This window comes from Mycobacterium sp. SMC-13, from assembly GCF_045311035.1.
Taxonomy (GTDB): Bacteria; Actinomycetota; Actinomycetes; order Mycobacteriales; family Mycobacteriaceae; genus Mycobacterium.
In genome coordinates, this window is record NZ_JBJIAI010000002.1 from 146,636 (window position 1) to 163,959 (window position 17,324).

Genomic DNA, 17,324 nt, shown 5'->3' on the forward strand with positions numbered 1-17,324 from the left:
GGTTTCGACACGTATACAGGGGGTTTCGGTTTCGGGGTGAAGTGCCGCAGCTTCGGAGGCGGCGAAAAGTGTTGCGTCATGGCCGGAACCTCCCAGACTTATTGCGGCCCTTCTCGGTACGGATACTGGACAGCACGCCGAGCACGCACATGGCGAACATGAACAGCGGCAGGGAGATTGCCTCGATGATGTGGTTCATGCGGCTATCTCCTCTGCGGATTCGGCATGCAGTCGTTTGGCTTCGATCCAGAGGTCGCGCAGGACTTCCTTGGCGACGGCGCGGAGCCCCCGTGCGTGCTGGTGTCCGAGTGAGAGCGGTGAGCCGGGTTGTGCTGGTTTGCCTTTGGGGCCGCAGCGGACGCATTCGCCGGCGTGGACCGCGTCGGCATATTTGGCGCGGGTGGCGTCGTATACGCGTCGGTAGCGGCTGCGTTCGGCTGGTTGTTTGACGCAGCTTGCGGCGATCAGCCAGACGCGTTTGCGAGCGTCTTCTGACCAGTTGGCTTTTTGTCCGCGTTGACGTTTGGGTGCCACCCCGCCAGCGCCTACTCCTTGGGTATCGCCGTGCGTGTGGCCGGCGGGGTGGAGAACATGGAACCCGCAGTACGCCCACAGTTCGGACACGGTGCGCGGCCGGTCGTGAAGGTCGTTCCAGTACGGGTCTCGAATGACAGCCAGGAGTCGGGCGGCTTGCTTCTCCCCAACCCCGGCTTGAGCTTTGACGAACGGCCCGAGTGCGTGCGCCTTCATCACCTTTTGAAGGTTCTTCACGGCCTGCCTCTCGGCATCAGTGAGTGCATCCACGATGGCCGATAGTCGCGCTACGTCAGGGTTGTCGGGTGACAGTCCGTGTCCATGCTCGTCTGCGGCTGTCAGTGTGCGGTAACGGTTTTCGTTCGCGATCCGCACGCGTTCGAGGTCGTCCACAACGTCGGCTGCCATGCCGAGAAGTGGTGACGCGAGGATTGGTCCCAGGGCGACACACAGAGGTTGGGTCTCGGATCGTGGCTGGTCGCCCTGGGGAGTTTGGTCACCAACACCGCAGGCCCATTGGGTATCGCTACGAGGTTGGGTGTTGGTGAAGTCTGGCCCGGACGCGACTGCAACATGGGGTTCGATGCTCAAATGGCGTCCGGGTGGCTGATCCCCGCCAGCGATTCCATCCTGGGGCTCGCTGCTACGTTGGCTGGTGGGGAAGTTGGAACCAGCGCCGACGTCGAACTCCTGGGAGTCGAATGTCAGATGGTCGGTGCTGGTGGTCTGGTCCCCGGCGACACAACCACCATGGGTTTCGGTAGTGACTTGGCCGCCGGGGAGGTTGGGTGCAGCCGACGAAGGCTGGATGGGCTCCGTTGCGGTTGTGGTCGGCTGCGAGTTTTGTCCGGACGCCGTTTGTCCTGTGGGCTGCGGGGCAACTATGGGCGTCCGGTTGTCTTTGGTGGTCATGATTCACCCCAGGCGGACTGCTCCGGGAGGTCGGCGACATGACGCGCGCCGTTCTTCGTCATCAGCTGAATGAGCTTCTGGTAGTTCAGGATTTGACCCTCAACGTGCGCGATGTGGGCGCGGCGTTCGTCGATGCACAGTTGCAGGTCGTCAACAGTGCAATCGCCCAGTCTCATCGACTTGCCAGCGACAGCAACGCGGGAAGCGAGCAGATCAGCCCACCACTTGCGGCGCTGCTCCAACTTCGGCGACTTATTCTTGCCTGTCGGATTCGTGACGCCATCGAGCGCGCGATTGCGATCACCGCGCAGAACATCAGCAACAAAGCAAGACAAGACCTCGACGTAGAAGTCGGTGACCAATTCCTTCGGCGTCAGCTTCTCGACATACTCCGCGAGTTCACGGACCGATGCGCCCGGATGGTCCGCAATCACCTGGCGAACCAACGCACGCAACTGAGTGCCAACACTGGGTTCCGAGACCGACTCTGCTTCAGTGCTCATGAATTCACCTCGACCAATTCGGCTGAGCGAGTGAGCTTCTTACGCAGGAAGTCGATACCAGCCGGCCGGACCGTCGTCGTCGCAGTCGGAACCGTCTCGCCGGTCTTGCGATTCGTGTACGTTCCCGGCGTCACCTTGAAGTGATGCGCGTACCGCTGATAGGGCAGGTTGTTGCCCTGCAGCACTCCCAGTCGACGGAGCTGGGACATCATCGTCGTGCGGCCCCAGCCGAGCATCTTCGATGCCGCCAGGAACGAGTACGTGCCATCGGCTTCCATCAGCTCGTCGTAGAACTCGGCCTTAGGCTCAAGCTCCGCAACCTTTGCCTCTGCTCGGTCAGCGCGGTCCTCAGCTTCGATCACCCACTGGGCAAGCTCACGCTTGGACGGCAGTGCGGCCGATGCGGGCGCGGCGGGGTACCGGCCATAGCTTCCCGTGTGGCGGATCGCGGGCAGTACCTCGCGCGTGACCCAGCGCTTGAACTTCTGTGCGCCCTCGACCTGGCTTCCCAGGATGGCGACGTACAGTCCTGGCTCACTGACAATGGCGACTACTTGAGTTCCGCCAGGGGTACTCACTGAGTGAGTACCCTTCTCGTCGGCCGCGAGTCGACGGCCCATGTTGTGCGCGTCGCGGTAGCCCAGTGCGCGGGCGATGTCGCCAGCCACGAACCACGGCTCGCCGTCGACCAGGATGGCCCGGATGACATGCCCGTCGAACGCGAACGACATCACGTCGTCGGCCGCGTCGGCGCGCTCAAGCTCAGTGCTGGCTCTCATCGGGCAACCGCCTCACGCACCGATGCGAGGTACGCCTCGTCCAACTTGGCGATCAGGCTGGTGTGCAGTTGGTAGTCGCCCTCCAGGTAGGCCAGGTATTCGGCGTTGTTGCCGCTCTTGGCGACCTCGATCTGCGCCTCGGTCGGGCAATCAGCCAGCAGCAGCCGGGTGATGAGGTGCCGCTCCTTGGTGGTGAGCACCACCGTCGCGGTATCCTTGGTGTCTGGCATCTCGAGCTCCTAACTCGGGTTGTCGGTAGGCCCGCCCTGATCCGGCGGGCCTTTCTTATGCGGCTGGGTTCTCGTCGTCGCTCGGGATGACGACGAATAGGTCTGTGAAGCAGTCAGCTCCGAACGCCTCGATGCATCCGGCGATGAATTTCGGTCCGGGAGCGCTCTTGCCGGTTAGGACTCGAGAGACGGTTGTCGCATCGACGTGAATGCGACTCGCGAACTGGTGGTCGTGCTCGATGCCAGCGAGACGGCGGATTTTGGCTAGTCCTGGCCGATTGACTTCGAGAGTTGCCAACACCACTCACCTCCTTAGTTGTGCCCCTGGCCTGCTGCCTTGCGGTAACGCGATTGACGCTACGCCCGCGATAGCGCTAACGCAATCACTATTGGTAACGATTTGATAACAGGCAAGAATTGCGCCTGTGCAGTGCAGAAACACAGGGTTGTAACTTGCTCAACAGGACTCTTGCGTAGACGCAACTACCGTTTGTCGGGTCGCATGATTGCGTGGGCGCAATACGATGTGCACATGTCGATCTGGTGGGAGTACGTGGTCCGCATCGCGAAGACCGAGGTGCAAAAGAAGATGGCTGCCGACACCGGCATCAGCGAGACCGCGTTCTCACGGTGGAAGAACGGCACCAACAAGCCGGAGGCCCCGCACGTCATCGCATTCGCCCGAGCCTACGGCCGCCCGGCGGTAGAAGCGCTAGTCGCGGCAGGCATCCTCAGCGCCGACGACGCGGGGCAGGCAATTGAGATTCACCGAGGGGTGGACGACTTCACCGACAGTGAGCTACTGGAGGCGATTGGATTACGGATGAAAGGACTACGAAATGCACTGGAAGCTGCGAAGGAACAGGCTGCATCGAGCAAAGCGCCGCCGCACGAGAAGAACCCCGACGAGCTAGCGGACGAGGGTCAATCTGCGTCCGCCAGACTCGGGGCCGCCGTCGACATGGGGAGGCCCAAACTCCAAGTCGAAGACATCTCGAAGGACGCGTAGGAACGCTGCCGACCACTGCATGTGTGGGTGTTGCTCAAAGCGGAGCGCTACATCGTTTCGTAGCTGGTCGAGGTCTGGAGGGTCCATCCGCGCTGAGGTTCAACGAAGGTGCCAAATGGCGGTATGCGGGCATGCGGAATCCATTGCGTTCCTACGGTTTTCAGAGTTATGAAGGCTCCCCGGCCTGCCCGGTAATTTACGTACCAGTCGGTTATATTGCCAGCGTTTGCCCAGCCGTTATGCAATCGTTATCCAGGTAGCTACATCGCTGAACAAACCCACCAGAACGTTCAACCGAACCACCTTCGGGAAACCACCAGCCAGTGACCCTGGCGACAATTAGGATCAGCCCCATGTCCAGCAGCCAGGGGGATGCTCGGCCACCAGCCGCAGAAACCTACCCACAAGTGTTCCAACCGGCCAACTACGAGCAGGTCGTGCCCTACGTCCAGTCGGGACCGCCCGCTGGCTGGCATCCCGACCCGCAATCCCCTGGCATCCTGCGCTACTGGGACGGCTGGCAGTGGACTGAACACCGATCCGCCGTCACACCCCAAGCGACGGCCGTCGTGTACAACAACATCCGGACCGGCGGCGGTGACGGCGGCCGAATCCTCCTGCACATCGTCCTGATCTTCCTGACGTGCGGCGTATGGATACCGTTCGCAATCATCATCGAGATCATCAACGCGGCCTCGAAATGACCGAGCCAGTCGACCACGAGGCGCTGACGCAGTGCGGCGCAACAGAGTTGGGTGTGGTCATACCCGAGACCGGCCCGCAGCTCGCGTACAGCGAGGAGCTGCCGACGCTCGACTACCCAGAATCGGCATCACCGGTGCGAGTGGGGCTGATTGCGGCCGCCATTATCGCGACAGCCGGATTGGGCGTCGGTGCCGTCCTAATCGGCGGCCACCTCAAGCACGCGGACCCAACACCGGTGGCCGCTCCAAGTACGGCTCAAGTCACCCCGCCCGTGGCGCCCACCCTTGCTGCACCGACCGTGACCACCGTCATCGTGCAGGCCCCGCCAAGCACGGTCACGCAGGAAGCCAAACCCTCGCAGGTGCCTGTCGGAACCCCCGTGGCGGCCGACCCTGAATTCATATCCGCGATGCAGGAACAAGGCTGGATTGTGTCCAACCCAGCCGTGATGACCCTGCGGGCGCACCAGGTGTGCGGCGCACTCCAGCAGGGCGCGACCAAGACCGCAGTGGTACAGCACATGCTTTCCGACGCGGCGCCGCCGCCATGGACGGACGCAGACATCGCCAAGGCAAACCAGTTTGTGTCGACAGCGATGCGGATATATCCCGTCTGCCCCTAGGCCAGCATCGCGTCGATGGCATCGGCGTTGCCCTGCCCACTCGACCGGTCCAGATGCCCGTACACATCCGAGGTGGTCTGAATCGACTCATGCCCCATGTGCGCCTGGACGGCAGGGAGTGGCCGACCGGCTTGGATCAACCAAGATGCGCAGGTGTGCCGCAGGTCGTGAACGCGCGGCCTTTTTCGGAGGCCGGATTTCTTGGCGCGATCAATCGCGGGCACCCACACATTCGGACGGAATGAGTGGATCCGCACCGGTCCAGGGTCGTCGCGGATCATGCCGTCGGCGAACTGCCCCTTGCCGCGCCCACTGTTGGTGAACACCCACTCCCCCGACAGGTCCAGGAGGTCGAGTGTCGCGGCGGGAACGTTGATAGTGCGCACGCTCCTGACCGTTTTGGGTGTCCCGAGGGTGTAACCGCCAGCCCCGGTCTCCCACGCCTTGGTGACGCGCACCGTCCGCGCGTCAAGGTCAATGTCGGCAGGAGTCAATGCCGTGGCCTCAGACCAGCGGCAGCCGGACGCGACGAGGAACTGCACCAGCGGCTTCCAGTACGGCGGCACCTCGGAGAGAAGCGTCTGAAATTCATCGCGGGTAAGGAATACCATCTCGGCGCGCACCCACCGGGGACTTTTCACATCTTCGGCGGGGTTGGTTTTGATCGCGCCGGCCTTGACGGCCGTGTTGAGTGCTCCGGAAACGAAATCGCGCTTGTTTTTGACGGTCTTGGGGCCGTTCTTCTCGCTGAGCCTGACCACCCACGCGGCGAAGTCACTGCGTGTGAGTGCGGTCAATGGAATGTCACCGATGCCGGCCAGGTCATTGTTGATGTACGCCTTGTACCGGGCGGCGGTGCCGGGTTTGATGCCGGTCAGTTCGCGGATGTGCTGGGTGAGGTATTCGGCGAGTGTCTGCGCACGTGCCGGCGCCTGCACGATCTTGAGGATTTCGCGGGCTTTCTCGGGGCCGAGCTGGTCGATGAGTTGCCGTGCTTGTTCGGCGTCGGCGGGGTTGTCCCAGGACAGGGAGGCTTGGCGGGTCTTGCCGGTTCCGTGGTCGAGCTCGCGGAAGAAGACGCACCAATAGGGGGTGCCGTCAGTCTTGGCTCTCTGTTTAACCCAGGCCATCGCGGTTTCCCGATGACTTACCCCAAGTGTGTGAGTCCATGTGACCAGCATAAACCCGGTCCGTGATGACTAGGGTTGATGACGGGCGATAATCCCGTGCGTTTTCCCAGGTCAATCGGTGGAGCTAAGGGGACTCGAACCCCTGACCCCCACACTGCCAGTGTGGTGCGCTACCAGCTGCGCCATAGCCCCTTAAGTGGTGCCTGATGAAGCTACACCACTGGCACCACGGTCGACAAAACGGCTGGTCAGAGGGACCCTTCCACCGGCTCGTGGCCCAGTGGACAGATCGGGGTCTCCTCTTCGTCACCGGAATGACGCGTTTCCGGGGCCAGCGACCAACACACCGCAGCCGCCAGCAGGATCACCCCGCCGACGCCGAAGGCGGCGGTGAACGACACGTGCTGGGCGATCTGTCCGGCGGCCAGGGAGCCGACGATCGTGCCGAGGTCCGACATCATCTGAAAGGTCGCCACGGCGGTGCCGCCGCGCGCCCGGTTGCCGATGATGTCCGCGACAGCCGCCTGCTGTGGCGAGACGAAGACGCCACTCGCCGCACCCGTCACGAACGCGATCACGAGGAACACCGGCAGCGACGTGGTCCAGCCGAGCAGCGCCGTCGAGGCGGCCGACACCGTCAAGCCGACGATCATCAATTTGCGGCGGCCCACCCGGTCGGACAAGTGCCCGCTGGGAATCACGGCACAGACGTTGCCGATCGCGAACATCGCCAGCACCAGGCCGGCCATGCCCGCGCTGCGGTGCAGCACATCGACGACGAACAGCGGCACCAGCGCCACCCGCAGGCCCAGCGCCGCCCATCCGGCCGCCAGGTTCGACAGCAGGGCGGCCTGATAGGCACGGTTACGCAGCACGGTTCGCACCGACACCGTCGGCCCGATCACCTCCTCGTCGCGAGCGGCCAGCGTCGAGTTCCGCAGGCTGACGAACACGACGACCGCGGCGACCACAAGCGCCATGCCGTAGATGGCGAACGGTACGGACAGACCCAGCCCCGCAGTCAGGCTGCCGACCACCGGCCCGGCCACGCCACCGATCATGAATGCGCTCGAGAACAACCCGGCCACCCGGCCACGGGCGTCGAACGGCGACAGCCGGATCATCAGCGCCAGCGACGACACCGTGAACATCGCCGAGCCCGCACCACCGAGGGATCGGAACACCAACAGCTGCCAGTAGGTCTCCGCAAACGCGCAGGCCAGCGTCGACAACGCGACGATCAGCAGGCCGGTGAGATAGACGCGCCGCTCACCGAGCTTCTGCACCAACAGGCCGCTGGGCGGCGCGAAGATCAGCCGCATCGCGGCGAACGCGGTGATGACGAAGGTCGCCGCGCTGATACTGACACCGAAATTGCGGGCGTACGCCGGCAGTACCGGGGCCACCACGCCGTAGCCGAGTGCGATGACGATGTTGGCGCCGGCCAGCACCCAGATCTCGGCCGGCAGTCGGGTCGGGGTCGGACAGTCGCCCTCCGTGACAGCGCTCACGCTATGACTGTATTCACCACTTCCCGCGCCGCGGCCTGAACCTGCGCCAGATGCTCCGGACCCTTGAACGACTCGGCGTAGATCTTGTAGACGTCCTCGGTCCCCGAGGGCCGCGCGGCGAACCAGGCGTTCTCGGTGGTCACCTTGAGCCCGCCCAGCGGCGCGCCGTTGCCCGGCGCAGTGGTCAGCTTGGCGACGATCGGCTCGCCCGCCAACTCGGTCGCGGTGACCTGCTCGGCCGACAGCTTCGCCAAGCGGGCCTTCTGTTCGCGGCTGGCCGGCGCGTCGATGCGAGCGTAGGTCGGAGCACCGTACTTTTCCGTCAGCTCGGCGTAGCGCTGCGACGGCGACTTACCGGTGACCGCCAGGATCTCCGAGGCCAGCAGCGCCAGGATGATGCCGTCCTTGTCGGTGGTCCAGACGGTCCCGTCCGTGCGCAGGAACGACGCCCCGGCACTCTCCTCGCCGCCGAATCCGATTGTGCCGCTGAGCAATCCGTCGACGAACCACTTGAAGCCGACCGGCACCTCCACGAGCTTTCGCCCCAGTCCGGCGACCACCCGGTCGATGATCGACGAGCTGACCGCGGTCTTGCCGACCGCGGTGGAACCCGGCCACCCCGCTCGATGCGTGTAGAGGTAGTCGATGGCCACGGCGAGATAGTGGTTCGGGTTGAGCAGGCCCCCGTCGGGCGTGACGATGCCGTGCCGGTCGGAGTCCGCGTCGTTGCCGGTGGCGATCTGGTAGCGGTCCCGATTCGCGATCAGTGACGCCATGGCGTTCGGCGAGCTGCAGTCCATCCGGATCTTGCCGTCGGTGTCGAGCGTCATGAACCGCCACGTCGCGTCGACCAGAGGGTTCACGACCGTGAGGTCCAACTGATGCCGCTCGGCGATGGCAGCCCAGTAGTCGACGCTCGCGCCACCGAGCGGGTCCGCGCCGATGCGCACGCCCTCGGTGCGAATGGCGTGCAGGTCGACCACATTCGGCAGGTCCTCGACATAGGCATTGAGGTAGTCGTGCCGCTCCGTGGAGCCCAGCGCACGGGCCAGCGGTATCCGCTTCACGTCGCGCAGCCCGTCGCGCAGAATCTCGTTGGCGCGCTTGGCAATCACACTCGTGGCATCGGTGTCTGCCGGACCGCCGTTGGGCGGGTTGTATTTGAAGCCACCGTCGCGCGGCGGGTTGTGCGACGGGGTGACGACGATGCCGTCGGCGAGGTCGCCTTCACGGCCGCGGTTGAAGGTCAGGATCGCGTGACTGACCGCCGGCGTCGGCGTGTAGCGGTCGGCCGCGTCGATCATCGCGACGACCTCGTTGCCGGCCAGCACCTCGAGCGCCGTGACCCAGGCCGGCTCGGACAGGGCGTGCGTGTCACGTCCGATGAACAACGGTCCGGTGATGCCCTGCGCGGCGCGATACTCGACGATCGCCTGTGTGGTGGCCAGGATGTGCGGCTCGTTGAACGCCGCGTCCAGGCTCGAACCGCGGTGGCCCGACGTACCGAAGACCACCTGCTGGTCGACGTTCTCAGGATCGGGCGCCACGGTGTAGTAGGCGGTGACCACGTGGGCCACGTCGATCAGGTCATCTGGCTGGGCCGGTTGGCCGGCGCGCGGGTTGGCCGTCATGGCCTCGATTCTGCTACCGCTTCTCCCCCGGTGTGCACCGGTCGGCGTTCGGCCACCATACTTTTGCCCTATGTTCGGCCACGACAACCGAGAATTGGCCGCCGTCTTCGTCGGGGGCGCCATCGGCACCGTCGCGCGCGCCGCACTCGCCGTCTTCGCTGCACCCCATCCCGCGCACTGGCCCTGGCCGACGTTCGTCGTCAACATCGTCGGCGCTTTCCTGCTCGGCTACTTCACCACCCGGCTGCTGGAGCGGTTGCCGGTGTCGAGTTACCAGCGCCCCCTGCTCGGCACGGGCGTGTGCGGTGGCCTGACCACATTCAGCACCATGCAGGTCGAGACGGTGCGGATGCTCCAGCACGGCGCCTACGGACTGGCCGCGGGCTACACGGTGGCCAGCATCGTCGCCGGACTGGCCGCGGTGTACCTGGCCACGGTCCTGGTGCGACGGGTTCGGGTGCGGGCATGACGGCGGTCATCTGGCTGGGCGTCGCGCTGATCGGTGGCGTGGGAGCCGTGTCGCGGTTCCTCGTGGACCGCGCGGTGTCGAAACGCAAGAGCAGCAGTTTCCCGTTCGGCACCTTCGTGGTGAACCTCAGTGGCGCCTGGCTGCTCGGCTTCTTCGGTGGCCTGGCGTTGAGTCCCAATGTCGCACTGCTGGCCGGCACCGCGTTCGTCGGCGCCTACACGACGTTCTCGACGTGGATGCTGGAAACCCAGCGCCTCGGCGAGGAGCGACAGGTCTGGTTCGCCCTGGCCAACATCGTGGCGAGCGTGGTGCTGGGCCTGGCCGCCGCGGCGCTGGGAATCTGGATGGGTGGCCTGCTGTGAGCGAAGCTGCGGACTACCTGAAACTCACGACGTATTTCGGTGAGCGGCAACGTATTTCCGGCCGGTTCCTGGCCGAGGAGCTGCTCGACCTGTACGCCGCCGAGAACGTCGCCACCAGCGTGGTGCTGCGCGGCATCGCGGGATTCGGGCCGCGGCACCAGCTGCGCACCGACCAGACCTTGAGTCAGTCCGAGGACCTGCCGGTCGCCATCGCCGCGGTGGACACCGCCGACAAGATCGCCGCACTGGCCGAGCAAACAGCGGAACTGACGACGCGCGGACTGGTCACGCTCGAACGCGCTCGCCTGCTCACCACCGCAAAGTCCGGCGCGAGCTCATTCCCGTCGCTTCGCTCGCCCCACCACACCAAGCTCACCGTCTATGTCGGCCGCCAGCACCGGATCGCTGGCCGGCCGGCCCACATCGCGGTGTGCGACCTGCTCCACCGGAACGGATTCGCCTGCGCCTCGGTCTTTCTCGGAGTCGACGGCACGGTCCGTGGCCGCCGTGAGCGCGCCCGCTTCCTGAACCGCAACCTGGACGTTCTTGTCATGATCATCGCGGTCGGCGACGGCGACCGCGCCGCCGCGGTCCTGCCGGAGCTGGAGCGGCTGCTGCCCGACCCGTTGGTGACGGTCGAGCGGGCCGAGCTCTGCAAGCAGGCGGGGGCGCTACTGGCCCGCCCGGGTGCGCTTCCGGCGTACGACGCCGCCGGAACTCCGCTGTGGCAGAAGCTCATGGTGTACACCACCGAGGACACGCTGCACGGCGGCGAGCCGGTGCACCGCGAGATCGTGCGCCGCCTGCGCGGCATCGAGGCCAGCCGCGGCGTCACCGTCCTGCGCGGTATCTGGGGCTTCCATGACCGACGCAAGCCGCATGGCGACAGATTGTTTCAGCTCGGCCGTCAGGTTCCCGTCACGACCATCGTGGTCGATACTCCGGAAAACATCTCTACCGCTTTCGATCTCATCGATGAAGTGACCGCCGAGCACGGAGTGGTCACCTGCGAACGCGTGCCGGCGTTGGTCTCCATCGACAACGGAAACCGGGACGGCGGTACCAGTCTGGGCCACTTCCCCACTTAGAAGGTAAGCCTAGCCTAAACACCTTCGGTCGACTACGGTCCCTCGACATGGAGACAACTGAATCGGTAAGCAGTGGCTTGGCCAAGATCATGCGGGACGACATGGGCGTGGACATCAAACGCGTCACCCGCGAATCACGGCTCATCAACGATGTCGGTTTGGACTCGGTGGCATTCGCCGTGGGCATGGTCGCAATCGAAGACCGCTTCGGCGTCGCACTGTCCGAGGAAGACCTGCTCAGCAGCGAAACCGTCGGCGACCTCGAAGACGCGATCGCCGCGAAACTCCCTACCGCCCAACGCTCATGAGCGCCTCCAGCCTCGCCTCCGCCCTGTCCGCGGTGATGACGCGGTCCACGCGCGACCTGGTGACGCTCGATCCGAAAACCGGTGACTGGCAACGGCATCCCTGGCAGGAGGTGCACGCCCGGGCCGAGAACGTCGCCGCACACATCGACGGACAAAGCCGCATCGGGCTGGTCGGCGAGCCCACGGCGGAATTCCTGGCAGCCATCTACGGCGCGATCTTCGCCGGCGCCGCAGTGTCCATCCTGCCCGGGCCGGTACGCGGCGCCGACACGGCCACCTGGGCCGCCACCACCCTGAACAGGTTCGCCGGTATCGGCATCGGCACAGTGCTGAGCCACGGCAAGCATCTCGACCTGTTGCGCACGGGCGCCACCGATGTGGAACTGCACGACGTCAATGCCGTTGCCCACGAACGTCGTTCGACAACCTTCGTACCTTCTCGCACCGCCGACTTCGGCATCCTGCAGGGCACGGCGGGATCGACCGGCACGCCCCGCACGGCGCAGATCCCCGCGGACGCGGCGTTGGCGAACCTGCGTGGACTGGTCGCGCGGATCAATGTCACCGACGCCGATCGTGGACATTCGTGGCTGCCGATCTACCACGACATGGGCCTGGCGTTCATGCTCACCATGACACTCGGCGGCGGCGAGCTGTGGCAGGCGCCGACCACCGCGTTCTCCGCGTCGCCGTTCAACTGGCTCAAGTGGTTGACCGAGAGCAAGGCAACCATGACCGCGGCGCCCAACATGGCGTTCGGGCTGCTCGGCAAGTACGCCCGCCTGGTCACCGATGTCGACCTGGGCGCACTGAGATTCGCTCTCAACGGCGGCGAACCCGTCGACTGCTACGGCACCGATCGGTTCGCGACCGAGATGGCCAAGTTCGGCTTCGACGCGAACGCCCTGTGCCCGTCGTACGGGCTCGCCGAATCAACCTGTGCGGTAACCGTTCCCGCCCCGGGTGGCGGACTGCGGTGCGACGATGTCACCGTGTCGATCGACGGCGACACCGCGGTGCGCAGGTACGCGGTGCTCGGCCGGCCCATCGACGGCATGGAAGTCCGCATTGCCCCCACCGACGTGCCCCACGAGCTCACCGGACGCGAAGTGGGCGAAGTACAGGTGCGCGGCACCTCGATGATGGCGGGCTATCTCGGACAGGACCGCATCGATCGCGAAGAATGGTTCGCCACGGGCGATCTCGGCTACTTCACCGCCGACGGCCTGGTGGTGTGCGGCCGGCGCAAAGAACTCATCACCGTGGCCGGACGCAACATCTTCCCCACCGAGGTCGAGCAGGTGGCCGCCCGCGCCGACGGCGTGCGCGAGGGCGCCGTCGTGGCGGTGGGCACCGAAGGCTCCGGCGCCCGACAGGGTTTGGTGATCGCCGCGGAGTTCAAGGGCGACGACGAGTCGACCGCCCGCAGCCAAGTGGTGTCCCTGGTCGCCTCCGAGTGCGGCATCGTGCCGGCAGACGTGGTGTTCCTCAAACCGGGCGCCCTGCCGCGAACCTCGTCGGGGAAACTCCGTCGCCTCGAGGTCCGACGCACCCTGGAAACGGTGGGATCATGACCACGGTCGAGTCGTGCACCATCGAGGCCTATCGCGAACTGCTGGGCGAGGTCTTCGACGACCGGGTCCGCGACTGGACCGCGGAAGCCGAAGAAACCGACCGCTTTCCGCGCAAGCTCATCGAATACCTGGGCCGGTCAGAGGTTTTCGCCGCCAAGTGGGGCGATAGCCAACATCCGGACGTGGCAAAAGTGTTCGCCCTCGCCGGGGAGTTGGGCAAGCTCGGATCCGCGGGAATCGGCGTCGGGGTGAGCCTGCACGACTCGGCCATCGCCATCCTGCGCAGGTTCGGCAAGTCCGACTATCTGCGCGATATCACCGAGCAGGCCATCCGGGGCGATGCCGTATTGTGCATCGGCGCGTCGGAAGAGTCCGGAGGTTCCGATCTGCAGATCGTCGAGACCGAAGTCGTCTCCGCGCGTGGCGGTTTCGAGGTCCGCGGCACCAAGAAGTTCGTGTCGCTGTCGCCCATCGCCGATCACATCATGGTGGTCGCCCGGAGCGTCGACCATGATCCGGAGAGCCGCCACGGCAGCGTCGTCGTGATCTCCGTGCCGACGGCGCAGGTCGAGGTACGCACGCCCTATCGCAAGGTGGGCGCCGGGCCCCTCGATACCGCGGCGGTCCACATCGACACCTGGGTGCCGGCCGACGCTTTGGTGGCGCGGGCGGGTACCGGCCTGGCCGCCATCTCCTGGGGACTGGCGCAGGAGCGGCTTTCCGTCGCCGGTCAGATCGAGGCCAACTGCCGCAGGATCATCGGAATCACGTTGGCCCGCATGATGAAACGGCGCCAGTTCGGCCATACCTTGTACGAGCATCAAGCATTGCGGATGCGACTGGCCGACCTGCACGCGCGGGTCGATCTGCTGCGCTACGGCCTGGCGGGCCTGGCCGCGCAGGGGCGCATGGATCTGCGTGCGGCCGCGGCCATCAAGGTCACCGCGGCGAGGCTCGGTGTCGAGGTCGTCGACGAATGCATGCACATCTTCGGCGGGGCCGGATATCTGGTGGACGAGACACCGTTGGGCCGGTGGTGGCGCGACATGAAGCTCGCCCGGGTCGGCGGCGGCACCGACGAGGTGCTCTGGGAGCTCGTGGCGGCGGGAATGCGGCCCGACTACGAGGGATACGACGCGGTGACGTCGTCACCGTTCATCGCTTGACCAGATTCACCAGGAACTCGATGGTGACGATGGGATCGACGGCGAGCAGTCCCACCGGTGGCGCCGGCGGGACGATGCCGTAGTCGGCGAAGGTGACGGGGATTTGGCCCACGGCCACAACCCCGTTGCCCGACCGCTGCACATCCAGCCGTACCGCGACCTGGCGGGCGACGCCCTTGAGCGTCAGCTGCGCCGAAACCTCCATTGTCGTGGGCATGCCGTCGCCGGAGACCGACGACAGATCGACCGGATCGAGGACCGCGAGTTTGGCCGTCGGGAACTTGGCGGCATCCATCACGTCGGTGCCGCGGAACCTGTCGTCGCGGCCGCGGTGCGGCGACTGCATGGTTGCCACGTCGACGACGAAGCTCGCCGCCTGCAGCGTGCCACCGGTAACCGTGGCGTCACCCCTGACCGAGTTGGTCCGTCCGGTCACGGTCACGGTTTCCCACAGCAGTTGTTGCCGGGCGCGGTAACCCGCCTGGGAACGGTTGGCCTCGTCGTCGGGGCCCGCGGCAACGATCCATTTACCGTCGAGGTTCGTGCTGGCCGGACGGTGCGTGGACGGCAGGCTCAGGGCCGGCGCCGGTGCGCCTTCCATCTGGGTTCGGTAGAACCACGGTCCCGCGCACACCCCCACAACGGCGAGCACTGCCAGCAACAGCAGAAGCCTTTTTGCCACTCCCTCTATATACAGGGCGGGTTCGGCGTCAGCTGGATGGGCGCGCCAACGCGTACAGCGCCATCCTGCGGTTGGCCATGTCATGTTCGCCGAGGAATTCGGCGCCGCCATGCTCGACGAGCCGTCGCGCGCCGGTGTTGCGATGGTCGGGATCGAACATCACCCGACGGCACGACGGCACCAGTTCGAACAGACTCGCCAACACCTGGGGCATCAACAGCGGTCCCAGCCCACGATTGACGAAGCGCTCGTCCGCGATCGCGGCGTGCAGCCCCAGATCGTAGGGATCGGCATCGTATCGAGGCGCGATGGAATCCTTGGCGGCCCAATACAGCTCCAGGTAGCCCATGGCCTTGTCCTGGTAGCTGACCAGTAGCGGCCGCGAGTACTCACCGTCGAGTTGCGCCTGCAGGTGCCGCCGCCACCACTCGGGCGGTCGGTCGTACTCCCAGGCCTCCGCCAGATGCGGCCGGTTCATCCATTCGGACAGCATCTCGGCGTCGGCATCGGCGTCGACAAGGCGCACCGCCCACGGGCTTGCCAGCCGCGGCACGGGTGGTGCGCCCACCGCTCGCACTTCAGCGGACAGTGAGGTCAACTCGCGCGGTAGCACCGGCCCCTGATCAATCTCGGTCATTTCAGCGGGGAGCCTACCCGATTTTGTTTAGGTTAGGTTTGCCTACATCAGGGTGTCGGCACCTGGTCGATTACCTGCCCACCGGACGTCACCGCTACGGCCGCCGACACATCCAGAACCCGTGCGGACTGCTTGTTCGGACGCTGTAACGCTCAGCCACAGACGGTCGATAGAACTGCTAACGTAGTCATCAATCACTTTGGTCGCATCGGTTAGCTGGTGCGGGAGGGGAATACACAATGTCTTTCACCACTCGGATGATGGTCGGCGCGGGCTCGGCACTGGTCGCTGTCATGGCCAGCGGCGCAGTCGCCACCGCTCAGCCGGACCCCACCCCGATCATGTACTCGACCTGCACCTACCCGCAGGTGATCGCCGCTCTGACCGCCCTCGACCCGGGTGCGGCCGCCGAGCTGCAGGCGAACCCGATCGGCGTCGGTTACCTGCACCAGCTGATCGCCTCCGGTCCGCAGCAGCGCAAGGCCCTGATCACGCGGGCGTACAACACCCCGGGTGCCGCTCAGTACACCGACCTGGTGCTGAACGTGGCCAACACCTGCAACAACTTCTGAGCAGAAGCCAACTCGACGCGGCTCGATCCTTCGGGATCGAGCCGCGTTGTGCTTTCTGGACGCTGAACGTCAGAATCCGCGGTTCGAACCCCGGACCGCGGCGACGGCGTCGTCAGGTCCGGTGAAGGCCACCTGAGCCGGGCCGCGGCCTGCCGCGAAGAGCAGCAGCTCGCCGGGCGCGCCGGTCACCGTCACCTCGGCGCCGCGGCCGGCCGCGGCCAGGCGGCGACCGTCCGGTGTCACCAGCACGATCCGCGCCGGGGCGTTCTTGATCCCCATGCGCGCCATGGTCGCGACCTGCCCCGCCAACGCGGACACCAGCCGGTCGTCGAGCTCCCGCGGCTCCCACGTCGGCTGGGCCCGGCGCACGTCCTCGTTGTGAATGAACATCTCGGCCACGTTGACGAACGGGTCGAGCAGCTTGAACGGCGAGTACAGCGGCGGGCCCGCCGCAATCATGTCGACCAGCTTCTCCCAGTCGGTGGATGCGGCCACCTGCGCCTGTACTCGTTCGGTGTAGCCGGCCAGTTGCGGCACCAGAATTCCGGGCGCAGCGTCGAGCCGACGTTCCCGTACCACCAGGTGCGCGGCCAGATCACGAGCGGTCCAGCCCTCGCACAATGTGGGTGCATCGGGGCCGTGCTCGCGGAGCGATTCGACGAGTGCGGCGCGTTCCCGTTGGGCGACAGTCATGGCTGGAGTCTAGGTCGGCCGGTGCCCAGGCGGCGCGGCACCAGCGCTGCGTTCAGGCTGCGACGCGGGTCACCTTCGCCAGGCAAACGCCAGGTGAACGATCGCGACGTGGTTACAGATGGGTACCCATCCGCACAGCGGGGGCCTCAACAGCCTCATTGCTAACTATGGTCACAACAGCCCCTCGCTGGCGTCCGAGCGCCGCCT

Annotated in this window: 19 protein-coding genes, 1 tRNA gene and 2 pseudogenes; 10 read left to right on the forward strand and 12 right to left on the reverse strand. The window is 65.6% G+C overall.

The window, feature by feature from the left end:
- Positions 1 to 76 precede the first annotated feature (76 nt).
- Genes ACJH6I_RS03830 through ACJH6I_RS03850 form a run of 5 tightly spaced genes read right to left on the reverse strand, consistent with a single transcriptional unit; the run spans position 77 to position 2,958 of the window.
- Entirely contained in the window at positions 77 to 199 is a 123-nt protein-coding gene (locus ACJH6I_RS03830) for a hypothetical protein (protein WP_406783794.1), read from the reverse strand.
- A complete protein-coding gene (locus ACJH6I_RS03835; protein ID WP_406783795.1) occupies positions 196 to 1,446 on the reverse strand; it encodes a hypothetical protein in 1,251 nt (416 codons plus the stop codon). Before ACJH6I_RS03835 ends, ACJH6I_RS03830 begins: the two co-directional genes overlap by 4 nt.
- Entirely contained in the window at positions 1,443 to 1,949 is a 507-nt protein-coding gene (locus tag ACJH6I_RS03840; RefSeq protein ID WP_406783796.1) for a hypothetical protein, read from the reverse strand. The genes ACJH6I_RS03835 and ACJH6I_RS03840 overlap by 4 nt, the downstream gene beginning before the upstream one ends.
- Positions 1,946 to 2,728 (reverse strand): phage antirepressor, encoded by a 783-nt coding sequence (locus ACJH6I_RS03845; protein WP_406783797.1) that lies wholly within the window; start codon positions 2,726 to 2,728, stop codon positions 1,946 to 1,948. The genes ACJH6I_RS03840 and ACJH6I_RS03845 overlap by 4 nt, the downstream gene beginning before the upstream one ends.
- Positions 2,725 to 2,958 carry a hypothetical protein gene (locus ACJH6I_RS03850; protein WP_406783798.1) on the reverse strand — a complete coding sequence of 78 codons (234 nt, stop codon included), beginning with the start codon at positions 2,956 to 2,958 and terminating at the stop codon, positions 2,725 to 2,727. The genes ACJH6I_RS03845 and ACJH6I_RS03850 overlap by 4 nt, the downstream gene beginning before the upstream one ends.
- 532 nt (positions 2,959 to 3,490) lie before the next feature.
- Here ACJH6I_RS03850 and ACJH6I_RS03855 point away from each other — a divergent pair.
- The 3 genes from ACJH6I_RS03855 to ACJH6I_RS03865 all read left to right on the forward strand — a co-directional run bounded on the left by ACJH6I_RS03855 (position 3,491) and on the right by ACJH6I_RS03865 (position 5,294).
- A complete protein-coding gene (locus ACJH6I_RS03855; protein ID WP_406783799.1) occupies positions 3,491 to 3,967 on the forward strand; it encodes a helix-turn-helix domain-containing protein in 477 nt (158 codons plus the stop codon).
- A 353-nt stretch (positions 3,968 to 4,320) separates the two neighbouring features.
- A complete protein-coding gene (locus tag ACJH6I_RS03860; RefSeq protein WP_406783800.1) occupies positions 4,321 to 4,671 on the forward strand; it encodes a DUF2510 domain-containing protein in 351 nt (116 codons plus the stop codon).
- Complete coding sequence (locus ACJH6I_RS03865; RefSeq protein ID WP_406783801.1) at positions 4,620 to 5,294, forward strand: DUF732 domain-containing protein; 675 nt, start codon at positions 4,620 to 4,622, stop codon at positions 5,292 to 5,294. The genes ACJH6I_RS03860 and ACJH6I_RS03865 overlap by 52 nt, the downstream gene beginning before the upstream one ends.
- Here ACJH6I_RS03865 and ACJH6I_RS03870 read toward each other — a convergent pair.
- The 4 genes and pseudogenes from ACJH6I_RS03870 to pgm form a co-directional block, all read right to left on the reverse strand.
- Positions 5,291 to 6,475, reverse strand: coding sequence for a tyrosine-type recombinase/integrase (locus tag ACJH6I_RS03870; protein WP_406783802.1), 1,185 nt, complete (start codon positions 6,473 to 6,475; stop codon positions 5,291 to 5,293). The two genes, ACJH6I_RS03865 and ACJH6I_RS03870, sit on opposite strands and share 4 nt — an antisense overlap.
- A 68-nt stretch (positions 6,476 to 6,543) precedes the next feature.
- A tRNA-Ala gene (locus ACJH6I_RS03875) sits at positions 6,544 to 6,616 on the reverse strand.
- Positions 6,617 to 6,676: 60 nt separating this feature from the next.
- Positions 6,677 to 7,935, reverse strand: a pseudogene (locus ACJH6I_RS03880) (MFS transporter); the annotation flags it as partial.
- Positions 7,932 to 9,566, reverse strand: a complete 1,635-nt coding sequence (pgm, locus tag ACJH6I_RS03885) for a phosphoglucomutase (alpha-D-glucose-1,6-bisphosphate-dependent) (protein WP_318986049.1) — start codon at positions 9,564 to 9,566, stop codon at positions 7,932 to 7,934. The gene pgm and the pseudogene ACJH6I_RS03880, both read right to left, overlap by 4 nt.
- Before the next feature lie 70 nt (positions 9,567 to 9,636).
- Here pgm and crcB (ACJH6I_RS03890) point away from each other — a divergent pair, with 70 nt between their 5' ends.
- The 6 genes and pseudogenes from crcB (ACJH6I_RS03890) to mbtN all read left to right on the forward strand — a co-directional run bounded on the left by crcB (ACJH6I_RS03890) (position 9,637) and on the right by mbtN (position 14,533).
- Complete coding sequence (gene crcB, locus ACJH6I_RS03890) at positions 9,637 to 10,035, forward strand: fluoride efflux transporter CrcB (protein ID WP_226518952.1); 399 nt, start codon at positions 9,637 to 9,639, stop codon at positions 10,033 to 10,035.
- Positions 10,032 to 10,397 (forward strand): fluoride efflux transporter CrcB, encoded by a 366-nt coding sequence (gene crcB / locus ACJH6I_RS03895; protein ID WP_318986048.1) that lies wholly within the window; start codon positions 10,032 to 10,034, stop codon positions 10,395 to 10,397. Before crcB (ACJH6I_RS03890) ends, crcB (ACJH6I_RS03895) begins: the two co-directional genes overlap by 4 nt.
- Positions 10,394 to 11,485: a DUF190 domain-containing protein gene (locus tag ACJH6I_RS03900; RefSeq protein WP_318986047.1), complete on the forward strand. Its 1,092-nt coding sequence runs from the start codon at positions 10,394 to 10,396 to the stop codon at positions 11,483 to 11,485. The genes crcB (ACJH6I_RS03895) and ACJH6I_RS03900 overlap by 4 nt, the downstream gene beginning before the upstream one ends.
- Positions 11,486 to 11,526: 41 nt before the next feature.
- A pseudogene (locus ACJH6I_RS03905) lies at positions 11,527 to 11,793 on the forward strand (acyl carrier protein); the annotation flags it as partial.
- Positions 11,790 to 13,367, forward strand: coding sequence for a long-chain-fatty acid--ACP ligase MbtM (gene mbtM, locus ACJH6I_RS03910; protein ID WP_318986046.1), 1,578 nt, complete (start codon positions 11,790 to 11,792; stop codon positions 13,365 to 13,367). The pseudogene ACJH6I_RS03905 and the gene mbtM, both read left to right, overlap by 4 nt.
- A complete protein-coding gene (mbtN, locus tag ACJH6I_RS03915; RefSeq protein WP_318986045.1) occupies positions 13,364 to 14,533 on the forward strand; it encodes a mycobactin biosynthesis acyl-ACP dehydrogenase MbtN in 1,170 nt (389 codons plus the stop codon). The genes mbtM and mbtN overlap by 4 nt, the downstream gene beginning before the upstream one ends.
- Here mbtN and ACJH6I_RS03920 read toward each other — a convergent pair.
- Together ACJH6I_RS03920 and ACJH6I_RS03925 are read right to left on the reverse strand one after the other, a co-directional pair.
- The gene (locus tag ACJH6I_RS03920; RefSeq protein ID WP_318986044.1) at positions 14,523 to 15,215 is read right to left on the reverse strand and encodes a YceI family protein; all 693 of its coding nucleotides are present in this window, start codon (positions 15,213 to 15,215) and stop codon (positions 14,523 to 14,525) included. The two genes, mbtN and ACJH6I_RS03920, sit on opposite strands and share 11 nt — an antisense overlap.
- Positions 15,216 to 15,243: 28 nt before the next feature.
- The gene (locus tag ACJH6I_RS03925) at positions 15,244 to 15,852 is read right to left on the reverse strand and encodes a GNAT family N-acetyltransferase (RefSeq protein WP_318986043.1); all 609 of its coding nucleotides are present in this window, start codon (positions 15,850 to 15,852) and stop codon (positions 15,244 to 15,246) included.
- Positions 15,853 to 16,091: 239 nt separating this feature from the next.
- Here ACJH6I_RS03925 and ACJH6I_RS03930 point away from each other — a divergent pair, with 239 nt between their 5' ends.
- Positions 16,092 to 16,424 carry a hemophore-related protein gene (locus ACJH6I_RS03930; RefSeq protein ID WP_020102663.1) on the forward strand — a complete coding sequence of 111 codons (333 nt, stop codon included), beginning with the start codon at positions 16,092 to 16,094 and terminating at the stop codon, positions 16,422 to 16,424.
- Between the two features lie 69 nt (positions 16,425 to 16,493).
- On the opposite strand, the gene ACJH6I_RS03935 is transcribed toward ACJH6I_RS03930, so the two are convergent.
- Entirely contained in the window at positions 16,494 to 17,117 is a 624-nt protein-coding gene (locus tag ACJH6I_RS03935; protein ID WP_318986042.1) for a TIGR03085 family metal-binding protein, read from the reverse strand.
- Between the last annotated feature and the right edge of the window lie 207 nt (positions 17,118 to 17,324).